General features: G+C 55.3%; 23 protein-coding genes and 1 tRNA gene. 10 read left to right on the top strand and 14 right to left on the bottom strand.

What is annotated here, in order from left to right:
- The first annotated feature begins 77 nt into the window (after positions 1 to 77).
- Positions 78 to 431, top strand: a complete 354-nt coding sequence (locus tag RS75_RS20400; protein ID WP_045023861.1) for a nuclear transport factor 2 family protein — start codon at positions 78 to 80, stop codon at positions 429 to 431.
- Between the two features lie 58 nt (positions 432 to 489).
- Here RS75_RS20400 and RS75_RS26425 read toward each other — a convergent pair.
- Positions 490 to 563, bottom strand: a tRNA-Thr gene (locus tag RS75_RS26425).
- A gap of 191 nt (positions 564 to 754) precedes the next feature.
- Between RS75_RS26425 and RS75_RS20395 the strand changes: the two genes are divergently transcribed.
- On the top strand, positions 755 to 2,329 hold the full coding sequence (locus RS75_RS20395) for a site-specific integrase (protein ID WP_152643165.1): 1,575 nt from the start codon (positions 755 to 757) through the stop codon (positions 2,327 to 2,329).
- Between the two features lie 52 nt (positions 2,330 to 2,381).
- Here the strand turns inward: RS75_RS20395 and RS75_RS20390 are convergent, their stop codons facing one another.
- Positions 2,382 to 5,909, bottom strand: a complete 3,528-nt coding sequence (locus tag RS75_RS20390) for a P-loop NTPase fold protein (protein ID WP_152643164.1) — start codon at positions 5,907 to 5,909, stop codon at positions 2,382 to 2,384.
- A 764-nt stretch (positions 5,910 to 6,673) separates the two neighbouring features.
- Here RS75_RS20390 and RS75_RS20375 point away from each other — a divergent pair.
- Genes RS75_RS20375 through RS75_RS20360 form a run of 4 tightly spaced genes read left to right on the top strand, consistent with a single transcriptional unit; the run spans position 6,674 to position 10,744 of the window.
- Positions 6,674 to 7,825, top strand: coding sequence for a hypothetical protein (locus tag RS75_RS20375; RefSeq protein WP_045023853.1), 1,152 nt, complete (start codon positions 6,674 to 6,676; stop codon positions 7,823 to 7,825).
- The gene (locus RS75_RS20370) at positions 7,822 to 8,508 is read left to right on the top strand and encodes a hypothetical protein (protein ID WP_045023851.1); all 687 of its coding nucleotides are present in this window, start codon (positions 7,822 to 7,824) and stop codon (positions 8,506 to 8,508) included. The genes RS75_RS20375 and RS75_RS20370 overlap by 4 nt, the downstream gene beginning before the upstream one ends.
- Positions 8,505 to 10,472, top strand: coding sequence for a DotA/TraY family protein (locus RS75_RS20365; RefSeq protein WP_045023849.1), 1,968 nt, complete (start codon positions 8,505 to 8,507; stop codon positions 10,470 to 10,472). Before RS75_RS20370 ends, RS75_RS20365 begins: the two co-directional genes overlap by 4 nt.
- Positions 10,469 to 10,744 (top strand): hypothetical protein, encoded by a 276-nt coding sequence (locus RS75_RS20360; protein WP_045023847.1) that lies wholly within the window; start codon positions 10,469 to 10,471, stop codon positions 10,742 to 10,744. Before RS75_RS20365 ends, RS75_RS20360 begins: the two co-directional genes overlap by 4 nt.
- A 598-nt stretch (positions 10,745 to 11,342) precedes the next feature.
- On the opposite strand, the gene RS75_RS20350 is transcribed toward RS75_RS20360, so the two are convergent.
- The 7 genes from RS75_RS20350 to RS75_RS20325 form a co-directional block, all read right to left on the bottom strand.
- Positions 11,343 to 12,758 (bottom strand): reverse transcriptase domain-containing protein, encoded by a 1,416-nt coding sequence (locus RS75_RS20350; protein ID WP_234704303.1) that lies wholly within the window; start codon positions 12,756 to 12,758, stop codon positions 11,343 to 11,345.
- Between the two features lie 508 nt (positions 12,759 to 13,266).
- Positions 13,267 to 13,587, bottom strand: coding sequence for a hypothetical protein (locus tag RS75_RS20345; RefSeq protein WP_045023844.1), 321 nt, complete (start codon positions 13,585 to 13,587; stop codon positions 13,267 to 13,269).
- A gap of 4 nt (positions 13,588 to 13,591) precedes the next feature.
- Entirely contained in the window at positions 13,592 to 13,921 is a 330-nt protein-coding gene (locus RS75_RS20340) for a hypothetical protein (RefSeq protein ID WP_045023842.1), read from the bottom strand.
- An 87-nt stretch (positions 13,922 to 14,008) separates the two neighbouring features.
- On the bottom strand, positions 14,009 to 14,242 hold the full coding sequence (locus RS75_RS20335; protein WP_152643163.1) for a hypothetical protein: 234 nt from the start codon (positions 14,240 to 14,242) through the stop codon (positions 14,009 to 14,011).
- Positions 14,243 to 14,283: 41 nt separating this feature from the next.
- Positions 14,284 to 14,529 (bottom strand): hypothetical protein, encoded by a 246-nt coding sequence (locus tag RS75_RS20330; protein WP_045023837.1) that lies wholly within the window; start codon positions 14,527 to 14,529, stop codon positions 14,284 to 14,286.
- Positions 14,530 to 14,778: 249 nt separating this feature from the next.
- A complete protein-coding gene (locus tag RS75_RS26680; RefSeq protein WP_160297196.1) occupies positions 14,779 to 14,946 on the bottom strand; it encodes a hypothetical protein in 168 nt (55 codons plus the stop codon).
- A gap of 15 nt (positions 14,947 to 14,961) precedes the next feature.
- Positions 14,962 to 15,231 carry a hypothetical protein gene (locus RS75_RS20325; RefSeq protein WP_152643162.1) on the bottom strand — a complete coding sequence of 90 codons (270 nt, stop codon included), beginning with the start codon at positions 15,229 to 15,231 and terminating at the stop codon, positions 14,962 to 14,964.
- Positions 15,232 to 15,968: 737 nt separating this feature from the next.
- Between RS75_RS20325 and RS75_RS20320 the strand changes: the two genes are divergently transcribed.
- Entirely contained in the window at positions 15,969 to 16,340 is a 372-nt protein-coding gene (locus RS75_RS20320; protein ID WP_152643161.1) for a hypothetical protein, read from the top strand.
- A gap of 4 nt (positions 16,341 to 16,344) precedes the next feature.
- Positions 16,345 to 17,070, top strand: a complete 726-nt coding sequence (locus tag RS75_RS20315) for a hypothetical protein (protein ID WP_045023831.1) — start codon at positions 16,345 to 16,347, stop codon at positions 17,068 to 17,070.
- A gap of 4 nt (positions 17,071 to 17,074) precedes the next feature.
- Here the strand turns inward: RS75_RS20315 and RS75_RS20310 are convergent, their stop codons facing one another.
- Entirely contained in the window at positions 17,075 to 17,707 is a 633-nt protein-coding gene (locus RS75_RS20310; RefSeq protein WP_045023829.1) for a helix-turn-helix transcriptional regulator, read from the bottom strand.
- A gap of 220 nt (positions 17,708 to 17,927) precedes the next feature.
- Here RS75_RS20310 and RS75_RS20305 point away from each other — a divergent pair, with 220 nt between their 5' ends.
- Positions 17,928 to 18,479: a recombinase family protein gene (locus RS75_RS20305; RefSeq protein ID WP_045023912.1), complete on the top strand. Its 552-nt coding sequence runs from the start codon at positions 17,928 to 17,930 to the stop codon at positions 18,477 to 18,479.
- A gap of 163 nt (positions 18,480 to 18,642) precedes the next feature.
- Here the strand turns inward: RS75_RS20305 and RS75_RS20300 are convergent, their stop codons facing one another.
- The gene (locus RS75_RS20300; protein WP_045023827.1) at positions 18,643 to 20,001 is read right to left on the bottom strand and encodes a hypothetical protein; all 1,359 of its coding nucleotides are present in this window, start codon (positions 19,999 to 20,001) and stop codon (positions 18,643 to 18,645) included.
- Positions 20,002 to 20,168: 167 nt separating this feature from the next.
- On the opposite strand from RS75_RS20300, the gene RS75_RS20295 reads away from it, so the two are divergent.
- The gene (locus tag RS75_RS20295; RefSeq protein ID WP_045023825.1) at positions 20,169 to 22,016 is read left to right on the top strand and encodes an ATP-dependent nuclease; all 1,848 of its coding nucleotides are present in this window, start codon (positions 20,169 to 20,171) and stop codon (positions 22,014 to 22,016) included.
- Between the two features lie 110 nt (positions 22,017 to 22,126).
- Here RS75_RS20295 and RS75_RS20290 read toward each other — a convergent pair whose 3' ends face one another.
- The 3 genes from RS75_RS20290 to RS75_RS20280 form a co-directional block, all read right to left on the bottom strand.
- Positions 22,127 to 22,999, bottom strand: a complete 873-nt coding sequence (locus RS75_RS20290; protein WP_052679720.1) for a NaeI family type II restriction endonuclease — start codon at positions 22,997 to 22,999, stop codon at positions 22,127 to 22,129.
- A gap of 43 nt (positions 23,000 to 23,042) precedes the next feature.
- Entirely contained in the window at positions 23,043 to 24,008 is a 966-nt protein-coding gene (locus RS75_RS20285; protein ID WP_045023823.1) for a DNA cytosine methyltransferase, read from the bottom strand.
- 90 nt (positions 24,009 to 24,098) lie between these two features.
- On the bottom strand, positions 24,099 to 24,569 hold the full coding sequence (locus tag RS75_RS20280) for a very short patch repair endonuclease (protein WP_084687122.1): 471 nt from the start codon (positions 24,567 to 24,569) through the stop codon (positions 24,099 to 24,101).
- Between the last annotated feature and the right edge of the window lie 122 nt (positions 24,570 to 24,691).

Genomic DNA, 24,691 nt, shown 5'->3' with positions numbered 1-24,691 from the left:
CGTTTTCAGGGGGTTATGGTGGAACCGCGCCAACGGGTGTAAGCTCAGCTTTTGGATCTGAAGGGAGGGACGATCCGATGCCGAAAACCATTACCCAGACCGTCACGGACTATGTGCATGCGATGGCCTATGCGGATGAGGGCCTGATGCGTGACGTTTTCGATCCGCGCGCCAGCATCGTCGGCACCTTCGAGGGCGAGACCGAATGGCTGTCGCTGGAGGATTTCGTCGGCCAGATGCGCAAAAGCGAACGCGGCCTCCCCGACCACGACCCCACCTTCGAAATCCTGGGCATCGACAAGGAGGGCGACAGCGCCTCAGTGAAGCTGACGACCCGTTTCGACGGAATGGATTTTTACGAATATCTGTCCTTGCTGGAACACGAAGGCAACTGGGCGATCGTGCACAAGCTGTACCACATCAAGCCCTAGGCATCGCCCGAAGCAGCAATAAAATACGGATGGTGAATGGCCAAGCCATTGAAAATACTGGTGCCCCCGACAAGGTTCGAACTCGTGACCCCCTGATTACAAATCAACCAAAAGGTAAAATGCAACTTTTTCGAGTGATCACTCGTAAATCAAAAATCGCCGCCATCACTTTGAAATAACTGTAAAGTATTAACATTTTATCGATTTCTCAAAGCAATTTAGAAGACCTCCAAAGCTACCTGCTCCACTCTTGCACAAGAAGCCCGGTGGCCCCAGGGTGGCCCCAATCAGAGTTGGTGGCCCCAAAATATCAGGAGGTCCAGGTGGCCGAATACATAGATAGGAAAACGATTGATAAGGCGCGGTCAGCCGCACAGTCTCGCACCGCCGCCGTGTTCCGGGACAGCGACGTCGCCGGCTTGTGCATCCAGGTGAAAAACGGAAGTGCCCACTGGTGGGTCATGACCAAGAACCACAAAATTTCCTTCGCGCCGCTGGACGGTTTCAGAGTCGATCAGATGCCGCTCGTTCGTGAAATAGCCGCGAAGATAAAGGCGAGCTGGAAGGCTGGTCGGAAAAACGATGACATTAAAATCATGGTTTCCGCTCTTTTATCGCAGCCTACCACTACACCATCCGTCGAAGCTGCGGAGAACGTAGCCGCCGTGAAAATCGACGGTGCATGGACATGGGAGGTTCTTCGGGACGAATATCTCGCGTGGGCGAAGATATACAAGAGCGATGCGATGTATGCGACTTATCGCTCAGCGCTTGGAGCAGCGAAAAACAGTAAGCTCACCTCCGATTTCAAGCACATCGCAGGCAGGCCGATCGCGAACGTCACGCAACTCGATATTTTGACCGTCCGCCAGAATATTCTCGAGCGTGGAGGGATGGTCAACGGTATTCCGAAGGACAATGTTCGAGCGGCTGAGCAAACGGAAAACGGGCTCAAGGCAGCCTTCAAGTTCGCAATGGACCCTCGACGGGTTACCGGGTTGAAAATGAATCCAACCATCGGGTTGCCCGCCGTCGACCAGCCGGATTTGAAGAAGCGCGATATCGTGAACGCAGACGATATTTTCGACCGTCCGTACATGTCCCTTAAACAGCTCTACGATTTCCTTTTTTGGTTGGAAGACAAGGAATTTGCCCACGAGGCAAAACGAGCCGTAACGCTCCAAGCCTTGACGGGACAACGAATTGAAACGGTCACGACGACATTTCATAATCAAATGGCACGGACGTACGGTTCCACACGGTTCGACTACGTCTGGTATTTAGGGCCCGACAAGAACAAGCTATACCGTCCTCTCCCCCTGCCGTCTTGGGCGGCATGGGCAGGACATACCGCTCTGATGCGATACCGGGAGCGATCCCCCGACAAAGACGCCAATAACTTCCTCTTCCCACAGTTGAAGAAGCGTTACGCCCACATACCTGGTAACGGACACATATCGAACAAGCTCATCAACGACATTTTTCAGGCGGCGCGAAAGCCTGGGGGACCGTTAGAAGGAACCGACTTCGCCAGCCACGACTTACGGCGAGCGTTCGTCAGCCACATCGGAAAGAAGGGCCGCAAACTTGGTTTCCCGTATGACGATATCGTAAGCGAGGTTGCAAAAGTTACGCACAAGGGCGAAGGCAAGATCAGCGTCATTCAGAAATTCTATGACCTCGATACCGATTCATCCCTGAAACTCAAGATGCTGCAACTCTGGCAAGATATGATCCTCGGTGCGCACGGAAAATCCAAGCGCCCGGATGATCGCTGGTTCGAACTGGATGAGCCGGAGGTCCCTTTAACCCGTGAAGAATGGCTCCGACTGCAGGAGCAGACGGAAAGCGATTTCCAGGAGTTTGGTGTCTTTGGGGAGTACGCCGAACCCGACTAGGCTAACAGCATGAGTCTCCATTCAAGGGAATGTCGCCGAGGGCAACCACAAGTTAGCCCTCGATTTCATCCCTATTCTGATCAACAGTTTTACGGAACCACTTGTCGAAAAGCGACTTTGACTGGCGCTTCCCATAGAGTAATTCACTGATACTTTTGGTCCATTTCAAGTCGCCGCTGATGCGAGAAAAAATTTCCGAAGCCCCTTGCAACTTTTCTTGGGTGCTTTTTTCAGATTGTTTAATCATGTCACTGACCTTCGTTCGCCCTAGCTTTTCGAAGTCCGATAAGATCGGCCTAATCGCACCTTCGAGTGCAGGGCAAAGAATGAACCGAACCAGATTGTCCTTCTCTTGCCTGGTCAGACGATCTGCCCCGGTTACCAGCTTTGACAGGGTATTCGGAAAAATTTTGGTCGCGAACTCAAGGTTGGAGGCATTAACATCCCGCATTTGCTCCCTGATCGATCGGAGGATATCGCTTTGGAACTTCGCTCCCATTGAACCAAGCAACGGATCAAAACGCGCCGTGTTGACGACTGAATAGCGCGCCGCAAGTAAGCCAACGATCAACTCGACATAAACATCCCGGAAAGTGGGGTCCGAGAATTCGAAATCCGTTCCGTCGATCACTTCCAACAAAATGTGCGACGTATCGTTGGAAGCGATCAGATGCTCGATCCAAGTATCCGTCGAGACTGATTGCAGCAGCGTCTTGACCTTTTCAATAAACCGTCGCCACTCAAAATTCGATAAATTGATGACGTCGCTGACAATCGCTGTAGGAATGCTATCAAGTGTAAGCTTTTCGAGCTCGTTTTCGGATGCGCTGCTGGCATATTTCTGAAGCGCCGTTTCCACGTCTGGTCCAAGCGTGGTTCGAACGTAGGCGTAGTGTGGCAACATTGAGGATAGGGTGATCAACGGCTTGCTACCTTCGACGAACATGTGCCGGACAATACCTTTCAACAACGGATTATCCGGTGCCGAAGCGCCGTAGTTCACTATCAAGGTCGAACTTGCTGCGAGTTTAGCCAACTCCGCCGCACGCTGGAACTGCTCAACGGAGACAACCTTTGCGTCAGTGAATGCCTCAACGAACTGGTCGTATTCGTCGGTTTTGTCTGCAACCCGCCCTCCGTTGGCGCTGCGTGTTGTCGGGACAGGTGGCGCACTCCCTTTAAATATCATGATTGCAAGGAATAACGCGGCCCCGAATGACGCGTCACTCGAGGTTTCCATGCATTCGAACAGTTCCTTGTAAAACTTCGATTGCCCGAACAGCGTTGAAATTTCTAGCTCTCCGCGATTAGCGGAAGGAACATATGTGTATATCTCCGCCAGCAGTTCGACCCGGCTCAGATGTTCGCTTGGGTCATCGATCTCGGCCTCAGCAATCGCGTTTACTAGAGCGGCAGATGCCCCTGACATCTGTTCCAAAGTCAGGGTCGAACGTTGCGAAAGAGATCGAAACGCTGATCTGGCTTCGCTCGGCCTTTGAACCGCGAGCGTCGCGAAGACTGCTTCATCCGTTGAAGTATCTGGCTTCGGTATGCGAAGTTGGTCTATTGTAATCCCCTCTTCGGTTGCTTTTGATGCTGCACCGAAAACGAAGTGTGGCGATGTAGGATATGTTACCGCAGCCATGGCATTTGCAAGCAACGTGGTTCCGGAGTCACCATCTAATCTGCGGTTTAGTTCTCCAACGAACTTCGCCCAAGACTGACCTGTTTCAACTGTGAAAGTGTCTGCCCAACTGTTGGACACCGACTTGGTGATAGAGACCGCTAGTCGTCCTCTGTCCTCGGAACGCGCCACCTCAAAAATCCGCAGTACCGGTTCGTAGACTTTGGGAGCCAATCGAATCGTGCCAAGGCGCATAACCGCAGCGACGAGGCTCTTGCAGAAGTGGCTCCGAGCATCTCCATCGTAAGACTTGGCAAGGTCCGCGAAATTGCTGATAACCGAAGGGAAGGTTTCACTCTGTTCCCACTCTTCGACATAATTTTGAATGACGGCATCAACGCGAAGGTCGAAGCCAGGGGCTTTAGATATAGAAATCAGGCTTTCTGCACTTTCCAATACGGCAGCCTCAATACGGTCATCAAGCAAGAGCTGTAGTGCCAACTCTGGCTCTACGTTGAAGATCATCGCGGCGAGGTTCTGTTCGAGTTTTGGGTCGGCGGCGAGAGCTCGCAATTTTTCGTCGATCGAATTGCGGTCGTTCAATTTGGCCGGATTGGCTTCTAAGCTGTCTGCATGCGCGATGTAGACCGCGACGGTTGGTATACGGAAACGACCGTCATGCAGTATGTACATACCCGTCAGTTCGTTGATGAACGCTATAATCTGGCGCGGGGTTGCCTTTCCATTCTCGTTGCGCAAGATATGGTCGAATATAAGAAAGACGCGGAATAACTCATCGCGGTCAGTTGCGCCTGGCAAGGCCTTGGTAATTTTTTCGAGAAAGAAATCCCTTGAATTGGACATAACTGGTGGCGAAACTTGAAGGATTTCGTCAAAAGTCTTCGAGAAAATCTCTCTCGTGCTCAGCGATGAAATCGCCGCAGTTGCCGTCTTCCCATTTTCGTCTATCTCATTCTTTGGTTTTGTGACTTCTTCGACCAGATGCCGATCGTAAGGAACAATAGCGATTACCGAGCTATCGGGGTTTCCCTGGGACTTTGTGGGGCCATTCGAAAACACCGCGCGGACCTGTGCCCAATATTCGTTAATCTCTTTCCGCGGCAGTCGATCGATGTTGTCCAACACGATGACGACCTTGCTATCTCGAGACTGCACCACCGAAAGGATTCGCCGTAGACTCGTTTGGAATTCGAAGTCGTTTGGATCAGTCTCCCGGATATACTGGGTGACTTTCTGGTTTTCGAACTGCTTTGAGTTAATGAGTAGGGTCTGAGAAAGTGCCTGTCGATATTGGGAAGGGAAATTCCTCCATGACAGAGTTCCAGTGCCTCTATCGCGATAGCACTTCAAGGCAGCCCAGCAGAGAGTTAGACCTACAAAAAGATAGAGCAGCAACATTGGAGATGAGCACGCGAACGATTCCGAGCGGTTTTTATCGTCAAATACGGATTTAGCCCAAAAGTAATAAATTGGCAGGAACGGGATCGCCGCAATAACCAGAACGCCCCACCAGTCTAACATCGATTGGTTTTTCGATTGAACTTCGCGGACCTTACCCTTCACATCACGCTCGATCGCTTCAAGCTTTGAACGTTTGTGGGGAAATGTAGCAATTGCCCAGTCGAGGAAATGTTCGAGAAACGACCGCCTAAAAGACGATCCCTGCGACTGCCAAATGTCGAAGTTGAAGAAACGATAGTCAGCTTCGCCTTTTTTATGCCTGCCTATCAGCACGTTGCAGGCAATTTCCACGACTGTCGATTTTCCACTACCCCAAGGTCCGTCCAAGCCGATGGCGCGGTCGTGTCCCGCCATGCTAGTGATCGCCCGTGCTAAAGCTGCCGCTGTCCGCTCATGGCCTTTACCGTGGAACTGATCTTCCCGCGAGGGCTCGTCAATAAGTATCGTGCGTTCGAATTTTTGATCGGTAGTCATAAAAGCCAAGACTCGCAAATAGATCAACTGTCGGGTGTAGCTGAGATAAATACAGCTTTGCACGGCTTCAAAGTGCTTTTTGGCGGCATTCGAAGTTATCCCATGTTAGTTGCGATAAAAAAGGTGAAGCACGGGTTCTAACAACCATCCACGATCAGCATCGATGATCTTTAATGGCGCAGAATACACTGCACGGACACTTTTCCGCATTACATGCACATGGGAGTTGAAAGCCCCTGCCTTGGCCGGAACATTGGGAATGGTGCTTCCAATTTTGGGACCGTTACTCGTGAATGCCGCTAAGGGCGCACCTCTGTGCCTCGTCGCCTGTGGCGACGACATCGACCCTGCCGAGGTCTCCATGAAATGGCTCCGCAGCGCGGCCCTCGGAGAGCCGATGTCATGAGCCCCGCGAATGACTGTAGTCGGTCACTACAGTCAATTTCCCCCTTTCCGCCGGCGGCGTCTGGGGGCACTCTAAGACATTCCTCAGAGTGCCTATCGTGCCCAGCCACGAACTCCCTATTCTTGTTGTTCACGCTGACAGGGCCGAAGAAGGTCGGCTTCTCGTCGTCCGGGGTGCTAACTTCTGGCAGGTAGAGCTTTGGGAAGGGCCTTGGCTTCTCAGCAGCTTTGATCACACAGGAGCACGTGATAGCCGCGATCTCTTCAATCTCGGCAAGACCGCCTTTTTTGAAAGGCCCCGAACGATCGCGGAATGCGTCCACGGCGTAGATTTCGATTTCAAGGCGGGGGGATGACCCATGGCCTATCAGTTCATCCACCTGGAATCGTGGTCGCGGAAGCCTGACAGCAAGGGCAGGTCTACGGATTTTATCTTCGACGAGGCAGCCCGCAAACCTATCGCGTCCGTCCACGTCGCCGATCCCAAGCCCCCGACGGTGATTTACGGCCTCGGCATCGATGAAGTCCGCCAGATGCACGATACGGCGGCGGCGGCGGCAATGACGCCTGGTGCGAGGGGCAAGCTTCGGAAACTCGATTCCAAACAGAAGACCCTGCACACGGTCGTCGCCTCGCATCCATATACCGTCGAGGAAGTCCGCGCCAATCCAAAAAATGCGGCGGAAGTACGGGACTGGGAGCGGAGGACGATTGCATGGTTGCGGAAGCAATATGGTCCCGCATTGAAATCGGTCCTCCGGCACACCGACGAAAAGCAATGGCATGTGCATGCCTACGTGCTGCCGACGAATGATCCACAGATGCGGGCGGGCGTCTATCATCCCGGTGCTGTTGCCAAAAAGGCAGTGAAGGCTGGCGGCAGACGAGATGGCGAGGATGGCAAGGCGCTCAACAAGCGTGCGGACGTCGCTTACAAGGCCGCAATGCGGGACTGGCAGGATTCATACCACGAAACCGTCGCCGTCCCATGTGGTCTGACGCGTCTCGGTCCCGCACGCCGCCGCCTTACACGGGAAGAGTGGAAAGCCGAGCAAGCCCAGGCACGGGCGCTCCAGAATGCCGTTGACCGGGCGGAGGCCTTGAAACGGCAGGGGCAAGCCTACATCAATCGCACGAAGGCGGAGGCGACCGCCGTCAAGGCTGACGTGGCACAGGTCAGGGCATCCGCTGAGCGTCTGAACGGGATCGGCGGCGCTGTCCGTGCCGTCGTGGACGGTATTCAGGAATCCCGAATCCGCGACCAAATCCGCAAGGAGTTTGCCCGCGATCTTGCCGCCGCGAAGGCTGCGGTGGAAAAAGCGCAAACAGAGGCCGCGAAAGCAAAAACCTCGCAGCGCAATGCCGAGAAGCAGGCTGCCGAGCAGCGTCACGCTTTCCGTCAACAGCGGGAACGGCTTGTGGCCGCACAGCATGAAATCCGGACATTGTCCAAGGCACTCGCAGCGGCACTGGAGGAACCTGAACCAACACCGGGAGTGCCAGCACCATGATGACGACAGGCGAAGAAATCTCCTGGACGAATGCTCGTGCGGTCCTTCGGGATATCGGCATGCCACACCTTGATTGGGCGCACGGAGCTGCCGCCAACATCGTGCGGCAGTGCCTGAACACACGGTATCGCCCGACCTACCACCAACAGACTTTTCTGGAGGCAGAATCTCCAGCCCTTCTGGCATACCTCGAAAAGCTGGCGTCGTCGGGCGATAGCGTCGGGTGGCGGACGCTTCGGGATCGTGTCCAGGTCCATGCTGATACTCTCCGGGACACTGACATGCCGTCATGTCGCCGGCCACGGCTGGCGGCAATCTGGCATGCGCTCCCCGAGCTGGCCGCGATAGGTCAGTCGATCCTCGACAAGCCTTCAAACCCCAAGAGTGTGGCCGATTTCGAAGTCACGCCTGGTTCGGCGGCTGCAGACTCGGCGTCGGGGAGCGGTGGAGACGAGAAGGGCAGTACGGGGAAAACCGGATCGGCTGGAACGGTGGCGAAACCGAAACCCTCGACGCGGCTGACGCTGCCGATCGTCCCGGTTATCCTGACCGAAGCCGAAAAGAAGGCGCTCGGCCTCGACAAACCCGCCTCGGATACCGACGCGAGGGATGAGGTCACGCCTGACGGTCCAGACGGGGCGAGCCACACATCGGGTCAAACAATGACGGGAGGCCCGAAATGATTGATCTGTTAGCTGAACCGCCGGCCACCGATATCGCGTGGCAGATTGTCAACGCGGTGTTGCCGAGTGAGGCGACGACGATGTACGGCCGCGTCCTCCAGGTCTTCAACTCGGTTCTGTTTTTCCTCGGCGGACTCTTTTTTGCCTATCAAGCGCTTCAGGGAATCGTTGCCTCGGCCCGCACCGGACAGGCGCTCGGCGAACGGTGGCATACGATATGGACACCGCTGCGCGTTGTCGTGGGCCTCGGGCTACTCATACCGACGCCGCAGACTGGCTTTTCCAGTGTCCATTACCTCCTAAGGGATTTCGTTGCCCGTCCCGGCATCAATCTCGGTAATGCCCTGTCGAATACGGGCATCACCACCGTCGTGAAGGAAGGCGTCACCATTACGCCCGCGTCCTCGAACGGGTCGAGCATCGCGACGATGGTGCTGCGGCACGAAGTATGCGCGGCGGTCTACAACCAGGCCGGCAGTCTTTGGGGTTGGAATGCGCGGCTGCCCGATCCCGAGGGAAATGTATCCGGTCTCGGCATTCTGGGATACGAAAAGCGGATCACCTGGGCTTACGGTCCCACCTGTGGCCAGTTTTCCGTCAGTGCGCTTGATGATCGCGCCACATTCTCGAACGCAAGGCGGGAAGCTATAAAGGTGTTCGTAAACGCCTTCCGCGCGGAGTCCGGCAGATATGCCCAGCTTGCCGCCGAAACCTCCGGGCTATCGTCCGCTGGTGCTGCGGCGAAGGCGGTGACATCCAATGTGCTATCGCCCGATCTCGTCCAGCGCATCCGCTCAATGGGAGCCGCCTATGATCGTGCGATGACGGCAGCCGCAAAGGAAGAGGCGAAGATCGTCGCGACCGCATCCCGTGACGCTCTTGTAAGGGATGCACGTGAACAGGGGTTCCTGACGACGGGTATGTACTGGAGCACTCTGGCGCAGGTTTCGGAAATCACAACGGCGATGACGAACGAACGGCCCGAACATACCCCGCCCCGTATCGACGGAGACTTCGCTGAAGCGATCCAGATAGCGTTCGACGCGCTTCGCTTGCAGGTGTCGGGTGAAGCGGAACGGCAGGCGTTGAGCGCCAACGATTTCGCGGCAGCCGGCGACGAGACTGCTGACCCCGCCACGAAGATCATCGCGCCGATATCGCGCTCGATCATCGAATGGGCCGCGACGTCCGCTGATGATGGGCAGCCTCGTGATGAGATGGGCATTCTGGTTTCCTCGGGTCATGCGATGATGGCGGGTGTCTCCGCCGCCATCGCCGCGGGTGGTGTGATCGCGGGAGTTGCAGGCAACAAGGTCGCTGAGTTCTTCGGAGCGGCGGCCATTGACTACTTCCTCGACTGGTCGAGGTTCGCCATCATTCCTGTGTGGATCATGGGTGCGCTCAGGGCCTACGTGATCCCCATAATGCCGCATGTCTTCATGCTGGTGTCCGGCGTGGCCCTGCTCGTTTCCGTGATGGACGCGATGGTTGCCCTGACGATCTGGTGCCTTCGCTGGCTGAAACTCGATGGCAACGATGATTTCGCGGGAGACAGCGTCAAGCTCGGTCTTCTGTTTCTCGTCAATATCTTCCTGCGGCCGGCATTGGCCATGCTCGCGGTGTTCGCTGCCTATGGGGTTTTTAATCCTATCCTCGGAATGCTGGACCGTCTGTGGGCAACCGCTTTCCTCGCGCAATCGGGCGGGCACATTGTCGGCCTTCCCGGTTACATCGTGATGACCTTCGGGCAGACGTACATGATCTGGTACGTCGTTCTCAAGACCTACGGGCAGATATGGGCTCTTCCTGACCGCGTTCTGGCCTGGTTCGGCCAAAGCACGTCCTACGGCGAATCCGGGCTCGTTTCCGGTGCGTTCGGCGGAATGATAGCGGTTGCCGGACGCGGAATGATGCCCAAGAATATTCTTCCAGGGCTTTCGAAAAAGGGAGGGAAACCGAATTGAAGAAACAAACGAAACAAGCGCTATTGGTGAGCGCGGGAAACATCACGATTGAGGTCATTCTATTGATGGTATTGTGGTTTCTGTTCGTACAGGCGCTCCCGATCATTGATGCATTCGGACAACAAGTCACTCAGGGAAGCATTGAAAAGAGCGTACTGACCGCATCCGCTATCGCAACGCTGGTGCTGATGACCGTCGCCTACCACAAACTATGGAGCTATCTGAAATCGCAGTGGCTCCTGCTTATTCACTGTTCCTACGGGAGAGGCTGACGCCATGAAACAGGTGCTTCTATGGACGGCTGGCGGATTGTCGCTGGCGATAGCTTTCGGACTGGCGGGGCTTCATCACCTGTCGGCGTCGGTCTTCACGCTGACAGTTTTCTGTGCGTGGCCTGCGGTACTCTTTCATGTCGTGACTTGGTGTTTCGCGCAAATCTGGTCTCTGCCAGATCGCATCGCGGCCTGGATAGAACGCCCTGGCTCTTATACAGTCGGCGGTAAGGGGACGAGCGCGGAATGAAAACGATCAACGTCGCTGCTGCCGTGCTGGCCGCATTGATCGCGGGAAGCGCGTCGGCCGAAACCTTTCGCTTTCCCGCTGGTCGGGCTAATCGAGGCGTTCATCAAGTGGACATCGCAATGGCGGTCATTATGCACCCCGACTGTGCAGGTCGCTGGTCCGTCGAATATCCTAGAGGGTTCGCCTTTCGACGTGGGGGACCAAACGGGGGAAACCTCTACGGTAACCCTGGCAAGGGTTCGTACGAAGTCGCTATAAAGACGCAAGCATGCCCTTCTCGAGATTCCGACTACGTTGATCCCGCCCGCACGGTCTGGCACAAAATTGTCGTTTACTAGAGGGCTTTCTCTATGGGCTTTTTGGATACGAGAAGGGTTTTCTTTCCTGTTCTTCAAGCGACGGTAACCCGAGCATGGAGCGCTGCAGTGCCTTGGGTACCTTTTCGCGAGCGCTCCGGTAGACCCCGAGAAAATCACGGACTAGATCGTCCACTTTTCGGTCAATTTCACGAAACAAAGGTAGGTCGTTGCAAAACCAGTAGTGCTTTCCCCACCCGTCTATAATCCCTTCCACACGTTTCAGTGTTCCGGTGACCGTGTTGATTTTCTTCAGTTGCTTTCCATCCTTTACGGCAAAAAGCGCCTTCTTGCTTTCGGAGAACGTGGTTTCCAATGACGATAAGAAGCGGTTCTGCGCGGATGTGCAAGGTCGGATGATACCTGGCTTGACTTCCACTCCCAGAAACACGAAGCCAGACTTGATCGAAACCGCACCCGTCGATGATTTCTCGGGCGACAATTCCATTCCTAAGTCTGCCAGGATAGCGGTCGCCTTCCTAAGCCTGGCGTTGGCAGCTTTCGCCGTCGGCGCTAAGATTAGGAAGTCATCGATGTACCTGATGCAACGACAGTCTCCGACGTTCATCCTTTGATCGAAGTCTGCAAGGATGATATTGCCCAACAGTGGAGAGAGAGAGTTACCCTGCGCTACACCTATATCGTGAATTGGGAAGTCGCTCGCCTTCTCGCGGAGCAGAGCCATATTTGAGAGCTCGGTTGTTACGGCTTTCTCGATGAAGGCAAGGAATTTTTCGTCGCTAATGGCGGTGCGAATTATCGCGAGCGTGCGTGTCTTCGATATCCTGGTGAAGAATGAGCGTATATCTGCGGCGGCGTAGAAGTGTGCACCAGACCCTATGGACGCCAGAGCTTCCTTTATCGCAGCAGGCACAGCAGTCGGGTTGTCTCTTCGATCTTCATTGTCCTTAGCCTTACGTCTGAGCCCGCCGAAGCTATGTGGCGTCTCCACGAATGCTTTGATGCCAGGCACAGTCAAAAGGACATTAAGGACCGCCCGTTGAACAATTCGCGCTTCGACCGAAGCAAGGACCAATGGTCGAAATTTGCCTGTCCTTCGCCCCCGGGCGTCGACCTTCGGTAGAGGGATTCCTTTTGATTCCCCGAACTCGAATTTCCCGCGGGACAATCTGTAACATAGAGACCGAATCTTAGTGCCAGACTCTTCGGCAAAGTCCGCAATTTCTTTACGCACCTCTTCGGACTGTGAAGTCCGCGCGTTCTCCTGGATAACGCGCCAGGCATTTTCGATATTGTCTTGTTTCCAAACTGCTTTGAGAAGCGGTGATGTCAAGGTCGTCCTTAGGGTCCTGTTGGTAAGCCTGACCCGTCCGACGGTTCCTGTTCCCCGCAGCGTGACCTTGCGGCCCGTTCCGCGCGACGCGTACGGCAACTCTCGTTGTCGCATCGCCGTGGCATTGACCCTCGGTCCCGACGGAAATGACGCCCGCCGCGAGTCCTGCCAGAGACAGCCCAATCAGAGTCCGAGAACTACGTCTTCCCCGATTGGTCCGCGCCGAGTTGGCACGTTTTTGCATGTCATGATCGTTGTCCTCTCATCCCGTCAAGGCTAGGCTTTTTCGCCCCCTTGGCAAGCGCGAAGACGCCGCCGGCTCCGCCCCGCCCGTGAAATAAATGCTACTAGCCGTCCAACAGGTACCCTTGATGGTAAAGGTTACAGCTAATGTTATTGTCTCGGACGTGTCGGTCCTGTTCCCCGCAGCGTGACCTTGCGGCCCGTTCCGCGCGACGCGTACGGCAACTCTCGTTGTCGCATCGCCGTGGCATTGACCCTCGGTCCCGACGGAAATGACGCCCGCCGCGAGTCCTGCCATAGTCCAGAACCGGAAGGTAGGTTTACAGCTTTAGCGTGTCAATTGAGCACAGTGGATATAAACAAAATTCAACGCAAATCTTCATTCGCGCTCACGGTTACCTACGGATGCGAGCTTGTCCCTAATCTGCGCAAGGTCGTAGCCCTTGTCGAGAAGGACCAGGACAGCCACCTGCCGCACCAGTTCGACGGCATCGCGAGTTCGGGCGTCAATGTCGCAGTCCGGCGCGAGCTTGCCGATGTAGACGCGCATCATCCGCTCCAAGCCGCCGCCCTCGACGGCTGACATGTAGGCATCAGCAACGGCGCGGGCGTCGGGGCGGCGGAGGGCCTTGGCCTTCCGCCTGTTCCTCGCCGCATACGCTGCCTGGCGCTTCTTGTGGTCCTGTACGACGTCGGCCATCGTGCTACCGCCGCAGAATCGCGAGGGCGACGGCGGTGGCGTTGTCGCCATGGGTATAGTCGAGACGCCTCCAGGTGCGTTCTTCGGCAATCTCGTCGGCCTGCCGGGAGAAGTCGGCGGCGTGCAGCAGCGCTTGTAGTACGGGGAGTTCACCTGTCGAAAGGACGCCGGCGATTTCCCTGGCTCTCTTTACCAGATGGCCGACATCCCTGTCGTTGGCCGTTTGGAAGCGGCTGCTGTAGTCGTCCCAGCTTCGGCAACTGCCGATGTCGAAGCCGAGCTTGTAGGCGATGTCCTCGACGGGATCGAGGGTTTTCCAAGTGCTGAAATCCATTCTGTTACCTCATGTTTTCGATCTATGTTTATAGTCTCACGGCGTGAGATTGGCGGCAAATAAAAAATCACGCCGTGAGATATTCTGTCAGGCAGCGCGGATGAATGCGCGGCGGCCGGCTGCCTCGGCAGCGCGACGGGCCTCGGCGGCGCTGGTGGCGGTGTCGCCGGCGAGGGAGTCGCAGCCGTCTACGACTTCCCACGTGAACACTCCGTCGCCATGGGTTACGACAAGGTCCAACACGCGGCCGTCACACATCATTCCGGCAGCTTCGCCGTATACGTCGGCGTCGGGTTTCCAAGGCATTACATATAACTCCATATCTTTGCTCCTTTTGCTGATGTTGAGTTCGACTTGGTTGATCACTCCTCCTCGAACCCCGACATTGCCTCACGGGCTCGCGAGTCACCGTAGACAAGCATCGTCCGCCCGAGGAAACCCAGTTCCTCGACCGAGATAGCGTTGATGGTAGAATAGGCGACCATACCGAGCGCCGCCTCCATCTCTTCCAACGGCATAGGGTTAATCGGCACCATGTAGTGCCAAGCCTGAGCAATCCGCTCCTTGCGCGTCTCTTCATCGATTACCGCGATGTTCGTATTCCTCACATTTTCTCTCCATGTTCGTGACTAAGTCTGTCGCTGTGACGAGGTCCAGCATACAGAACGAAGGAAAATATCCAATACGGTCGACGGCTAACCTATTGAAATAATTTATTAAAGAACTCGTTCGGCCAAAATTGGATCGAGTTCTTTGATTTCGAGTTAATTGAAGGCTCCGCCACCCTCTGAGTTATTCAATTATGGCGAGGCGGACGCGAATGCGGTTCCGAACTGATGAAGTCTTGGAAAAATATTTCACTTCCAAATGCGTCTCGCGCCCTTTGCGATGAGTACCGCAGGCAGGAAGAGCCAAAGGATGATATTCGTCATCTCGATGGCTTCGGGGACCTTGGTGGCGACGACGTAAAGGACGGTGAAGGCTGCCATGGCGAGTGGCAGGGAGAGGATGCGGAGTGCGATCATTGGCGTTTCCTTCTTTCAGGCCGTGGCTTCGAGGCGACGGAATGCCTTGATGCCGCCCTGTTGAAATTCACGTTTCATGTCGTCGGCAGTGCCCGGGATGCGGGAACGCCGGACAAGGTGTCGGGCCGAGGTCTTGGGATCGAGCCGGTAGAGCGAAGCAAGGTAACAAATGAGGCCGCCAAACTGGTCACGGTGATTAACTTCCTCGACTTGAACGGAGAACGTCAATCCCGGAATGGTTGTTGTGGTGACCTGCATCGGAGCGCCTTTCGCCTCTGTTTTCACTACCCTTTCCTTTTATCACAGCGTGAGAATCGAGCCCAGGCAATAACGCGGAATGGTTGAGTTGTGCCGGAGGGACGGTTAACGGGATCGGTAGAATTTTAGGAGTTCTGGAGTGAAGGGCCTGTTCCCTGTTCGATCCCTCCGGAGGGGATCGGACCCGCCTGTAGGGCGGAAGCTTGATGTTCCCCGTCCCGATGCCTCCAAGACGGTCGGCTCGCACAGCGGCAGTCACCCGGAGGGCCGCAGCACCGCGGAGGACGCCCGTGGGCGTTGACATAGCGAGCATGCTGGCAGGCTCGGCGGTGAGGGTGGGAAAATGGATTTAGGGGCATCTTGGCCCATCTGAACCGCTAAACGTGCTGTACGGGCGCGCATAGAGCCTCGTACAGCACGTTTGACTTCAAAATGGACCCGTGGGCCATCCGAATGCGGGAACCGCATCCGTGGTGAAGAAGAGCGTATCGGAGCGCCCAGCATAGTGGTCCTCGATATCGAGGAGGGCGCGGGAATTCGCGCATGCCGAGACCGGTTCTCGGGGCAGCCGAAGGAGGTTCAGCGCCGGCTACGGCGGGAACCGGGGCCGACTGTCCCCGGATCGGCATCCCGTTTGATGCAAGGGCGCTTCGGGTAAATCTACCATTGGAAATAGCCGTTTTCTTAACCGGATATTTTACGCAACCCTTAATCGGCTTCCGGCACATCTGTCCCCCGCTTTGATTGATCAAAGGGGGTAAGACATGAAACCAATACTGATGTGCGCGATTACGGCGCTACTGCCTTTCGCGGCGCACGCCGAGGAAAGCGTCTGGCCGGGAGAGTATGCCGGCGATTGCGGCAATACGGTCCAGTGCATCATTGAGATCAACGACGGGGGCGGTGAGAAGGTCGACGTCAAACTCGTCGTCGCGAACCGCACCGATTTCAACGACGTCAAGTGCAAGCTGGAGGGGCGCTTCAGCCGTTCGGCGGTGCTTGGCATATCCGGGACATTCAAGGGTGCGCCAGAAGTGCTGATCGGCAGGTATCCGGAGGGTGTCGAGGTGTTCGGCATACCAAAGAAGGCGTGCGGCCTATCATTGAACAAGAAATACGTGATGTTTGGAGACTGAGACCATGAAGACTATTTTGAGAATGACGCTATTGTCTGCCGCCGTGATCGCATCACCCGTGCATGCTGGAACACTGGATACATCGATCCTGGACCTGAAAGTCGGCATGCCTTTCGACACTGCTAGGAAGTGGGTGAACGAACGCATCCCGAATGCCAAGACGCGGATGGCGGACCAGGGACGGGGATCGGACGGGAAGCAGTTCTTCACGTACCTGCAACTGACGACGTCGGGAACCACGAGCAAGGGCATCGAGAAGCTGAAGGCCGAGAACGGGTTCATCGGAGAAACCTGGACGTTGTATGGTGGCGGGCCGGCCACGGGAACACAGGCTGTCGGGATCGCGAGGTCCGTGCGTTACGATGATGGCAAGGGGCCTGACGTCGAGGAAATGAGAAAGGCGCTGGTCGCCCGTTATGGTGAACCGTCGAAAACGGAAGATGACGGCGAGGAGCTATACTGGGTCTCGAAGGATACGGCATTGGAGCAATCCTCCTCGACCTGCGCTCCCGATTATCGCAGCCTTAAATATTCCCCCGACTGCGGCACCTACATATTCGCATCGATCGAAGCTGGCCGTGACCGCCTCGTCACAGAACTGTCGATTTCGATCCTCGACCATGATCTGGCGATATCCACGATCACAGCGGAGAGGGCAGCATTGCAGAAGGCAGCGAACGAGAAGATGGAAAGCGACCGTCAGAACCGGGCCGCCGTACCGAAGCTCTAAAGGATCATTTCGGCCTGATGGCCGATGCGATTGACAGCGTGGCGAGATGCGCCACGCTAAGGGCACCGGACGCAGCCTTGAGCTTTTCGAGCTTGTGCTCGACGGTGCGAGGCGAGAGGCCGATCCGAACCCCGATGTCGCGTGCGGTATATCCTTCCCGTATTAACTGAAGGATCGCGAGTTCTGCGACGTCGGGTTCGCGCGTCGGGTTCGTCATGGGCAGCAGGCAGCGGATGCGGACCAGTGAAACACACCACGAGCCATGCCGGCCGACATGGCTCGATGGAAGGATGATGCGATCCCCGAACATCCTGACATTGGAAAGACAGGCGTCAACACTGTCGATCTCCGGGCGCGCCTGCGCGATCGCCTGCTGCCTGCCCGCAACCATGGTGTCGAGCGTGAACTTCCGATCCGATAGATGACGAAACGGCAGGTTCGTCCCGACGGGCAGGATGCCGGCGAGACCAGACGGAACCTCGTAGCCGCGAATGAGCGAAAACGCCCAGTCGAGCGGGTCGGTCGTCGTTGTCGTGGTCACGGTGAGGATCATGTCGGGTGCGAGGTAATCCAGTACGCTGCCGCAGATGATATCCGCGCCGTCGGTATCGGCCCCGGTGCTGATCCAGGCATCCATGAGCCGCGCCGCGCATCGATCGAAACTGAGAGGCTGCCGCATCTGGTATGGAAACGAACCCTTTTGTCATCACCGTCGGACAGGCTTTGTTCTTTGCATAAGCCCTTGCCACGATTTGCAAATCGAAAGGGTAGCACGACCGCATGTTCACCCCACGAAAGGGTTCCTTTTTGTCAAGGTGGCGGTGCTGCGGGGCGGCCGACACAAGGTTTCGGACAGCATGGCAATGATCGGATACGCACGGGTTTCCACGAACGACCAGAACCTTGATTTGCAGGTGGATGCCCTGCGTTCGGCGGGCTGCGGACGTGTGTTCGAGGATCATGGCGTCTCCGGCGCTGTCGAGAAGCGACGCGGCCTGAATGCGGTCCTCAGGACCCTGCGCAAAGGCGATACGCTGGTAGTATGGCGGCTGGATCGCCTCGGGCGGTCGATACGCCATCTGATCGACGTCATCACCAAGCTCCAGGCGCGTGGTGTGGAATTCCGCTCGGTAACAGAAAACATCGACACCAACTCGGCCGGCGGACGAATGATCTTTCATGTCATCGCCGCCATGGCCGAGTTCGAGCGCTCGATGATCAGCGAACGGACGGTTGCCGGGATGGCGGCCGCACGCCAGCGCGGACAGAACCTTGGACGCCGCCGCTCAATGACGGAGGAGCAATGCGCCGAGGCAGTCACGGCGCTAGGACAGGGTGGTGAAAGTCTCGCCGACGTCGCCCGGCGTTACAAGGTCCATCCCCGGACGCTCAAGCGGTTGATCAGTTGAATGATCGGCGTTGAGTGCCGTAGATTGCTCTGCGAGTATGAGGATGTTGGCAGCCTGTGTGCCGGCAACATCTGGTCTGAAGGTATTCATCTTCCCCCGCCTCTATAAGAATAATCCCTTACTATATAAGAAAAACGGGACACTTACTGTTATCCATATGATATTAAAGAGAAATATCAAAACTCGTTTCGTTTTCCTCCTCGGTCTCGGTACTTGCCGTGACAGGGAGGTATGGTGCCAGCGTTGCGGGATCAGGAGCCTGCCATTCGCCGGCCTTCTCTAACTCCAGCATCCGTGCCAGATGATCCCGTACGTCGAGGTAATCGTCACCGCCGGTTTCGAACCAATCCCGGATATAGGCGAGCCTTGCAAAGCTTTCGGGAGCGGTTTCGGCGGTCTTGTCCATAAAGCCAAGGACGAAATCAACCATCTGGAACGCATCGTAACAAGTCGGGTATCCACCCGCGAACGCTTTCAGGTTATGCAGGATTTTTGCAAGGCGTCTGGTCGCCTTCTTGACTCCAGGATCGTTGATTTTGTCCGCAAGGTCGTAGAGATTTTGCGCCATGTCGTCGCCAGCATACGAATGATAGGCCCGTTCGATCCATGGCAGGACGGGCGTCATGTCCAGCAGCAGGCGCTCCAAACGGAAAATCGCGTTCAGCTTGTCCAGAGGATAGAAATGGCCGGACACGCTCATGTCTATTATCGACATGACGTCTACCACAACTGGGTCGGCCCAGAAGTAGTTCTGTTCGGCCACGGCTACAGGCTTGGGGCGCAGAATGGCGGGATAGCGTCCCAGGCGCTGGGCCTCCGCGATCCAGGTGTTTGCTTCGGACAATGAAGGAAAGCGACGCCCCCGACGGATGCCACAGACATCCCCGATGGTGATGATGCTATACCCGACGCCCGCTTTCGAAATTTCCGACAGCAGCGTGGCAAGTTTCTTCTTCCGTGAGGCCTGTGTCGTGACTGGAACATGACGCGGCTCACCGTCATCCCACAGAGTTGCTCCCAGTCTGCCCAACTGAAGGATGCCTTCGGCTTTTGTGTCAAATGTCGCATCGAGGATGCGGACAAGCTGCTGCGCTGTCTTGGAGAGCTTACGGATTTTGGCATCCCGCCGTGGGGCGATACCCTGCCTTGCCAGATGCCTGGCAACTGTGCTTTTCGACTGCTCGGTGATCAGGGCGGTGTTGCGGACGGACGCCCTTACGAAATCCTCCCCGGAGAGTTGAAAGACTACGGGGGTTGCGAGGAAGTCCCTGGCCCGTTGTTCACGGCTGCGCTTGGGCTTGTAACGGGGGATATTGTACCTGTTCATCGTCCAGCGGACGACATCGTTGATGAGCCTGCGATCATCGTGGCCGCTCGGGCCGTGGGTTTCACGCCAATTGCGCATGAAGTCTTCGCAGAAGACGTGCAGACGGCCGGCATCCTTCCCGTGCTTATTCACGAAAGAATATGCCGCCTTGCGCAGCGCTTCGAATTCTTCCTGGTTGTCGCTCAGCGAGCTCATCCCCTTTCTGAGTTGGTAGTTGTCTATAAGGTTGGCTGAGAGCGTGAGAAAGGCAAGTGCATCGAAACACTCACCACTACCCGTTTACCGCGCATTCAGTTTTTGAAAGCTAATGAAAGGTAGATGTGCAACGGGTTGGGAAACCTAAAGATTCTGCGGCTGGGTTCATGACGAAAATACGTCGAATAAAAATTGAAAACTTTCGATCCATCACCGAACTCGATATGAGTGCGACGGACCTCACTGTCATTGTCGGAGATAACGATTGTGGCAAGTCGAATGTCCTTCGCGCGTTGAATTTGTTCTTCAACGGACAGACCAATCCGAGCACGCCGTTTAGTTTCGCGAATGATTACAATCGATATGCTGAACCTCGTGCCAAAAAAGCACCTGAGATCGCTGTAGAGTTACGCCTCGAGCTCCCAGAATCTTATCGGGGCAACAACGGCGAACAGGTCATGTGGCGAAAGAGATGGCGAGTTGATGGCCTGCAATCTCGCACAGAAATTAAAGGCATCAGATTCATTAGAAAGAAGCGAGGCAATGGCTTTGTTGAAGAACTATTCGATTTGCCAGGTAGGTCCAAAGTCCCCTCGCTCCTCAATCGCATACAATTCGAATACGTTCCTGCAGTGCGCGACGCGGATTTTTTTCGGAGCCTACGTGGACGAATATTTGAGGTGATCGCCCAAGCCTCGGAAAGCGTTGTCAGAGAAAGCAGCGAACAATTTGAAACAGTGATTGGCGATTCTGTTGCGGGGCTTCTTACAGATATTTCACAAGAGCTGAATGATAGCTCGAAGTTGAGGCTCCCGAACGATCTGACCTCGATCTTTGAAAGCTTAGACTTTCTGAACGGCGAAAAATCAATATCTCTGGAAAGTCGAGGAGATGGGATAAAAGCCCGATATATTCCTCTTATTTTAAAATTTATCGCCGAAAAAAGTAGACAGTCGCCCGGTCTATCGCCGACTTTCATTTGGGCGTACGAGGAGCCCGAGAATAATTTGGAGTTTCGTCGGGCAAAAGCATTAGCAGATTCATTTAAGAAACTAGCTCAAGACGAGTTTTCGCAAGTTATTTTGACTACGCACTCACCCGTTTTCTACAATATGCACCTGTATGAGGATCACGGTGGGTTGTGTACGGCGTACCATCTCTCTAATACGTCAACCAGGTTGGGAACAAAAGCCAACTCGGCTGCGGAAGCCAACATTTCGTTGGATGAGTCCATGGGGGCGATGGCTATAATCGCGCCGCACATTCAAGCAGCGCAGGAGGCCCTGGCAGAAGCTTCTGCCCAGTCAGAGGACCTCCGCCAGAAACTGTCAGCTTTCAATTCGGACAATCTCCCAACCATTTTTGTTGAGGGTCAAACGGAGTATCTCGTTTTCACGTCTTTGCTGCATAGATTTAGGCCTGAAAAAGCAGCGCTTACCTTTATCGCAGAGCCGCCGGCTCGAGCCGGATCGCACTACGTTACAAATATGCTTCGATCTTGGGAGTACAGAACTAGACACATACTCCCTGTAGAAAAACGCATGAAAGCTGTAGGAATCGTCGATTCCGACAGCGAAGGCGATAAGGCGGCCAATAAGTTTAATGAAGAGCAGGGAAACTGGAAATTTGTGAATCTAATGCAGTTACCAGTTCCCAGTCACCTGATGCCAGTTCGCGAGCTTGGTATTGACCTTCCGATATGTTTCGAGGAAATGTGGCCTGAAACTTGTTGGACCGAGGCAAAAAATAAAAACTGGTTAGTTGAACGATCCAAGAAAGACTTACTGAGTAGCAAGCTTGTTAATCGCCTCGCCGCGGAAGACCTCAAACTTAGTGAACTTATCGACGCATCTTGGCAGAGATTTTATAATTACGCAGTCGATGGTAGAAATGAGACGCACGCTAAAATGGCGTGGGCTCAGTATATGGTCAATTTGAGCGATGATATACTTGAGCCAATCGCGTCCGAACTTCTAAAGGCGCTGGACGCAGCTTTGTTGAAAATTGGGTTGTGAAGACGACGTGCAGGGTGCCGTCAACGTCAGGCAGTAGAAGTTGGCTGTTTTCGAGTAGGTGGGCCGCGCTCGGTCGGGAGGTTTCCAATTGCACGGCCCGAGGAAATTGATCAGTTGATGTGTCCAGCTTCTCGCAGGATTGATATCTGCTCCTGCGTCTTCGGCTGAAATGAAATGAACTCATCGGCGGTAACAGGGCCGAGGCCGAGTTGATCGATCAACGCACGGTCGCGCTGCCCCCAAAGCAAGGCGATACCCTTCGGTGCAAGGACGTCTCTCGCGCCACCGTTTCGACGGATACGTTTCATATAGTCATGTTGCTGCGCCAGGGCGCTGACCTGCTGACGTGAGATTGGCTTCCCTTGGACTTTCTCGAACAAGGCCGCGATACGGTTGGTACCGCCTTTTGAGGTCATGATCTCGTTGCGGTCGGCGACGGACAACACTTCCCAGAAATTCGGCGGATACGGGTGTTGGCGGAGTATCCACCATATATTCACATGCTGCGCCGCCGACAGTTGGCCTTTCCCGTCCTGATTGGTGCTGAGGCGCAAATATTCCGGCCGGCAGATTACCACGCCGATGTCGCACAGGGCGGTCTTCTCCGATGATCTGACAAGAAGAGCCGGCTTTCCGAGCACCTCCCGCGGAAGCATCCAATCACGTCCTGTCGTATTCTTGATGTCAATCTCGGTGCCGTCGATCAGCATGTCGAGAACCGAGCCTTTTGGCACACCAAGGTAATTCCTGATCAGGATTTCTACTTTGGTGCCGACATATGTCTTTTCGGTCTTCTCCGTTTCGCCGAGCGTAAAACGGCTTGTGCGGGGAGCGTCGATGACTTCGTCAAATGCCTGACGGAGAAGAGCTGGCACATTCACCGAAAAGGCATCAAACCCACCCGCATGACGGAGGATGCCTGCGATCAGTGTTGAGACGGGGATGAAATCCTGATGTGACGAATCGAGTGGAGCTTGCGACATGCCGACGATGATCGCCGGACATGGTTAGCGCATAGTTAAGGCGTCAACCTGCGAGTGCGGAAACCGGACGGCTCGCCCTTGTCTCAATAGCTTCACGAATTTTGGAGGCAACGGCTTTGGCAACCGGAGGCGGAAAAGCATTGCCGACCTGGCGATATGCAGCCGTTTTCTTACCGTGGATTAGCCATTGGTCGTCAAAACCTTGAATGCGGGCGGCCATACGAACCGTCAGGCGAGGCATTCCGACGAAGTCACGCTCGGGAGCCTCTTCCGCTATGGACTTTCCGTTGACGCCGAGTGTGGCCCACGCAGCTTTTGCTCGACTTGGCCCAAGGTCTGGCCCGCCGTGCTTCTTGGAACCGCCGACGAGCGTCGGGGCGACGTCGTTGGCGCGCTTGGCCCAAGCCTTTGCGCCTTTCCAGCCGTTGGCCGACATAAGGTCGATAAGAGTCTCGCCAACCGTCGGTGCATCGAATCGGAAAGGAGCCGGCCATTCGAATTGATCCTTAATGTCATCGCGCAGCGCAACGATGATGACGCGCGGACGTAACTGCGGAACCCCATAGTCAGATGCGTTGAAAAGACGCCAGTGAGCATCATAGCCAAGCTTCTTGAGTTCGCCCTTGATAAAACCGCGGTAGTCTTCGAACACGGCGCTCAGGAATCCCCGGACGTTCTCGATCATGATTGCCTTGGGTCGAGTTTCATCAACGAGACGGATCGCCGCGGGGAACAGATTGCGTTCATCTTTGTCGCCGAGTTGTTTTCCCGCGATAGAGAATGGAGGGCATGGCAAGCCGCCAGCGAGTAGGTCTATCCCGTGATATTGGCGTCCGTCGAATTGGGTCAGGTCCTCCTCATGGACTGTCCATTCCTTGCGGTTTAATCGCAAAGTTTCACAGCAATGGTGATCAATTTCCACCACGCCAGCATGGTCGAATCCTGCGAGTTCCAGGCCTCGCGCTTGACCGCCGGCTCCGGCGCACATTTCAAGCGAGGTGAAAGACATAGGGTGCCTCCAATAGAACAAAATAGGAACATTGCCGATTTAGCACGCCGTTGAGGTCGACGCAACGGTTCAGATAGTAATCTAGTCCTACTAGGTTTCCCCAGGCTTAACCGCGTGAACGGAGCCAGAATCCACAGATTTACTAACCTCAAGGAAGTGTTCTATCCGGTCACGAACTGCGTCCATGTTCCGTAGCTCGCATTCCCAAACGACCAGCACCGCCCAGCCGGCACCTTCAAGGAGTTCCAGGTTCCTCTGATCGCGAGCCACATTCCGATCCATCTTGGGACCCCAGTATCCGGCGTTCGATTTGGCTTCTGATCTAGCCTCCCAACAGCTTGGATCATACCGAAGATGGGCGTGCCAATAACAGCCTCGTACTTCTATGATCTTTCGACGTGGTCCAAAGGTCAGGTCGGGTTTCCCAGGGAGGTCCTTACGATGTAGCCTATATCTGTAGCCGAGAGAATGGACGAGCCGGCGAATAAGCATTTCTGGCTTTGTGTCTTTGGAGCGAATACGGGACATCGTCCTGCTTCGCTGCTCGATGGTTTCAACCATTACTCTCTCCCGCCCCCCATAAAGCGTACAATACAGCGGTATATTCAGAGGAGCGCCGATGTGGCGGAGCCAACAAAGTGATGACACTACACCGAAAGCGCGAAATCAAACAAAGCTGTTAA

Source organism: Rhizobium nepotum 39/7 (assembly GCF_000949865.1).
GTDB classification, from domain to species: Bacteria; Pseudomonadota; Alphaproteobacteria; order Rhizobiales; family Rhizobiaceae; genus Agrobacterium; species Agrobacterium nepotum.
The sequence above is the reverse complement of the archived record's forward strand: the minus strand, read 5'-3'. Positions and strand labels throughout refer to the sequence as shown.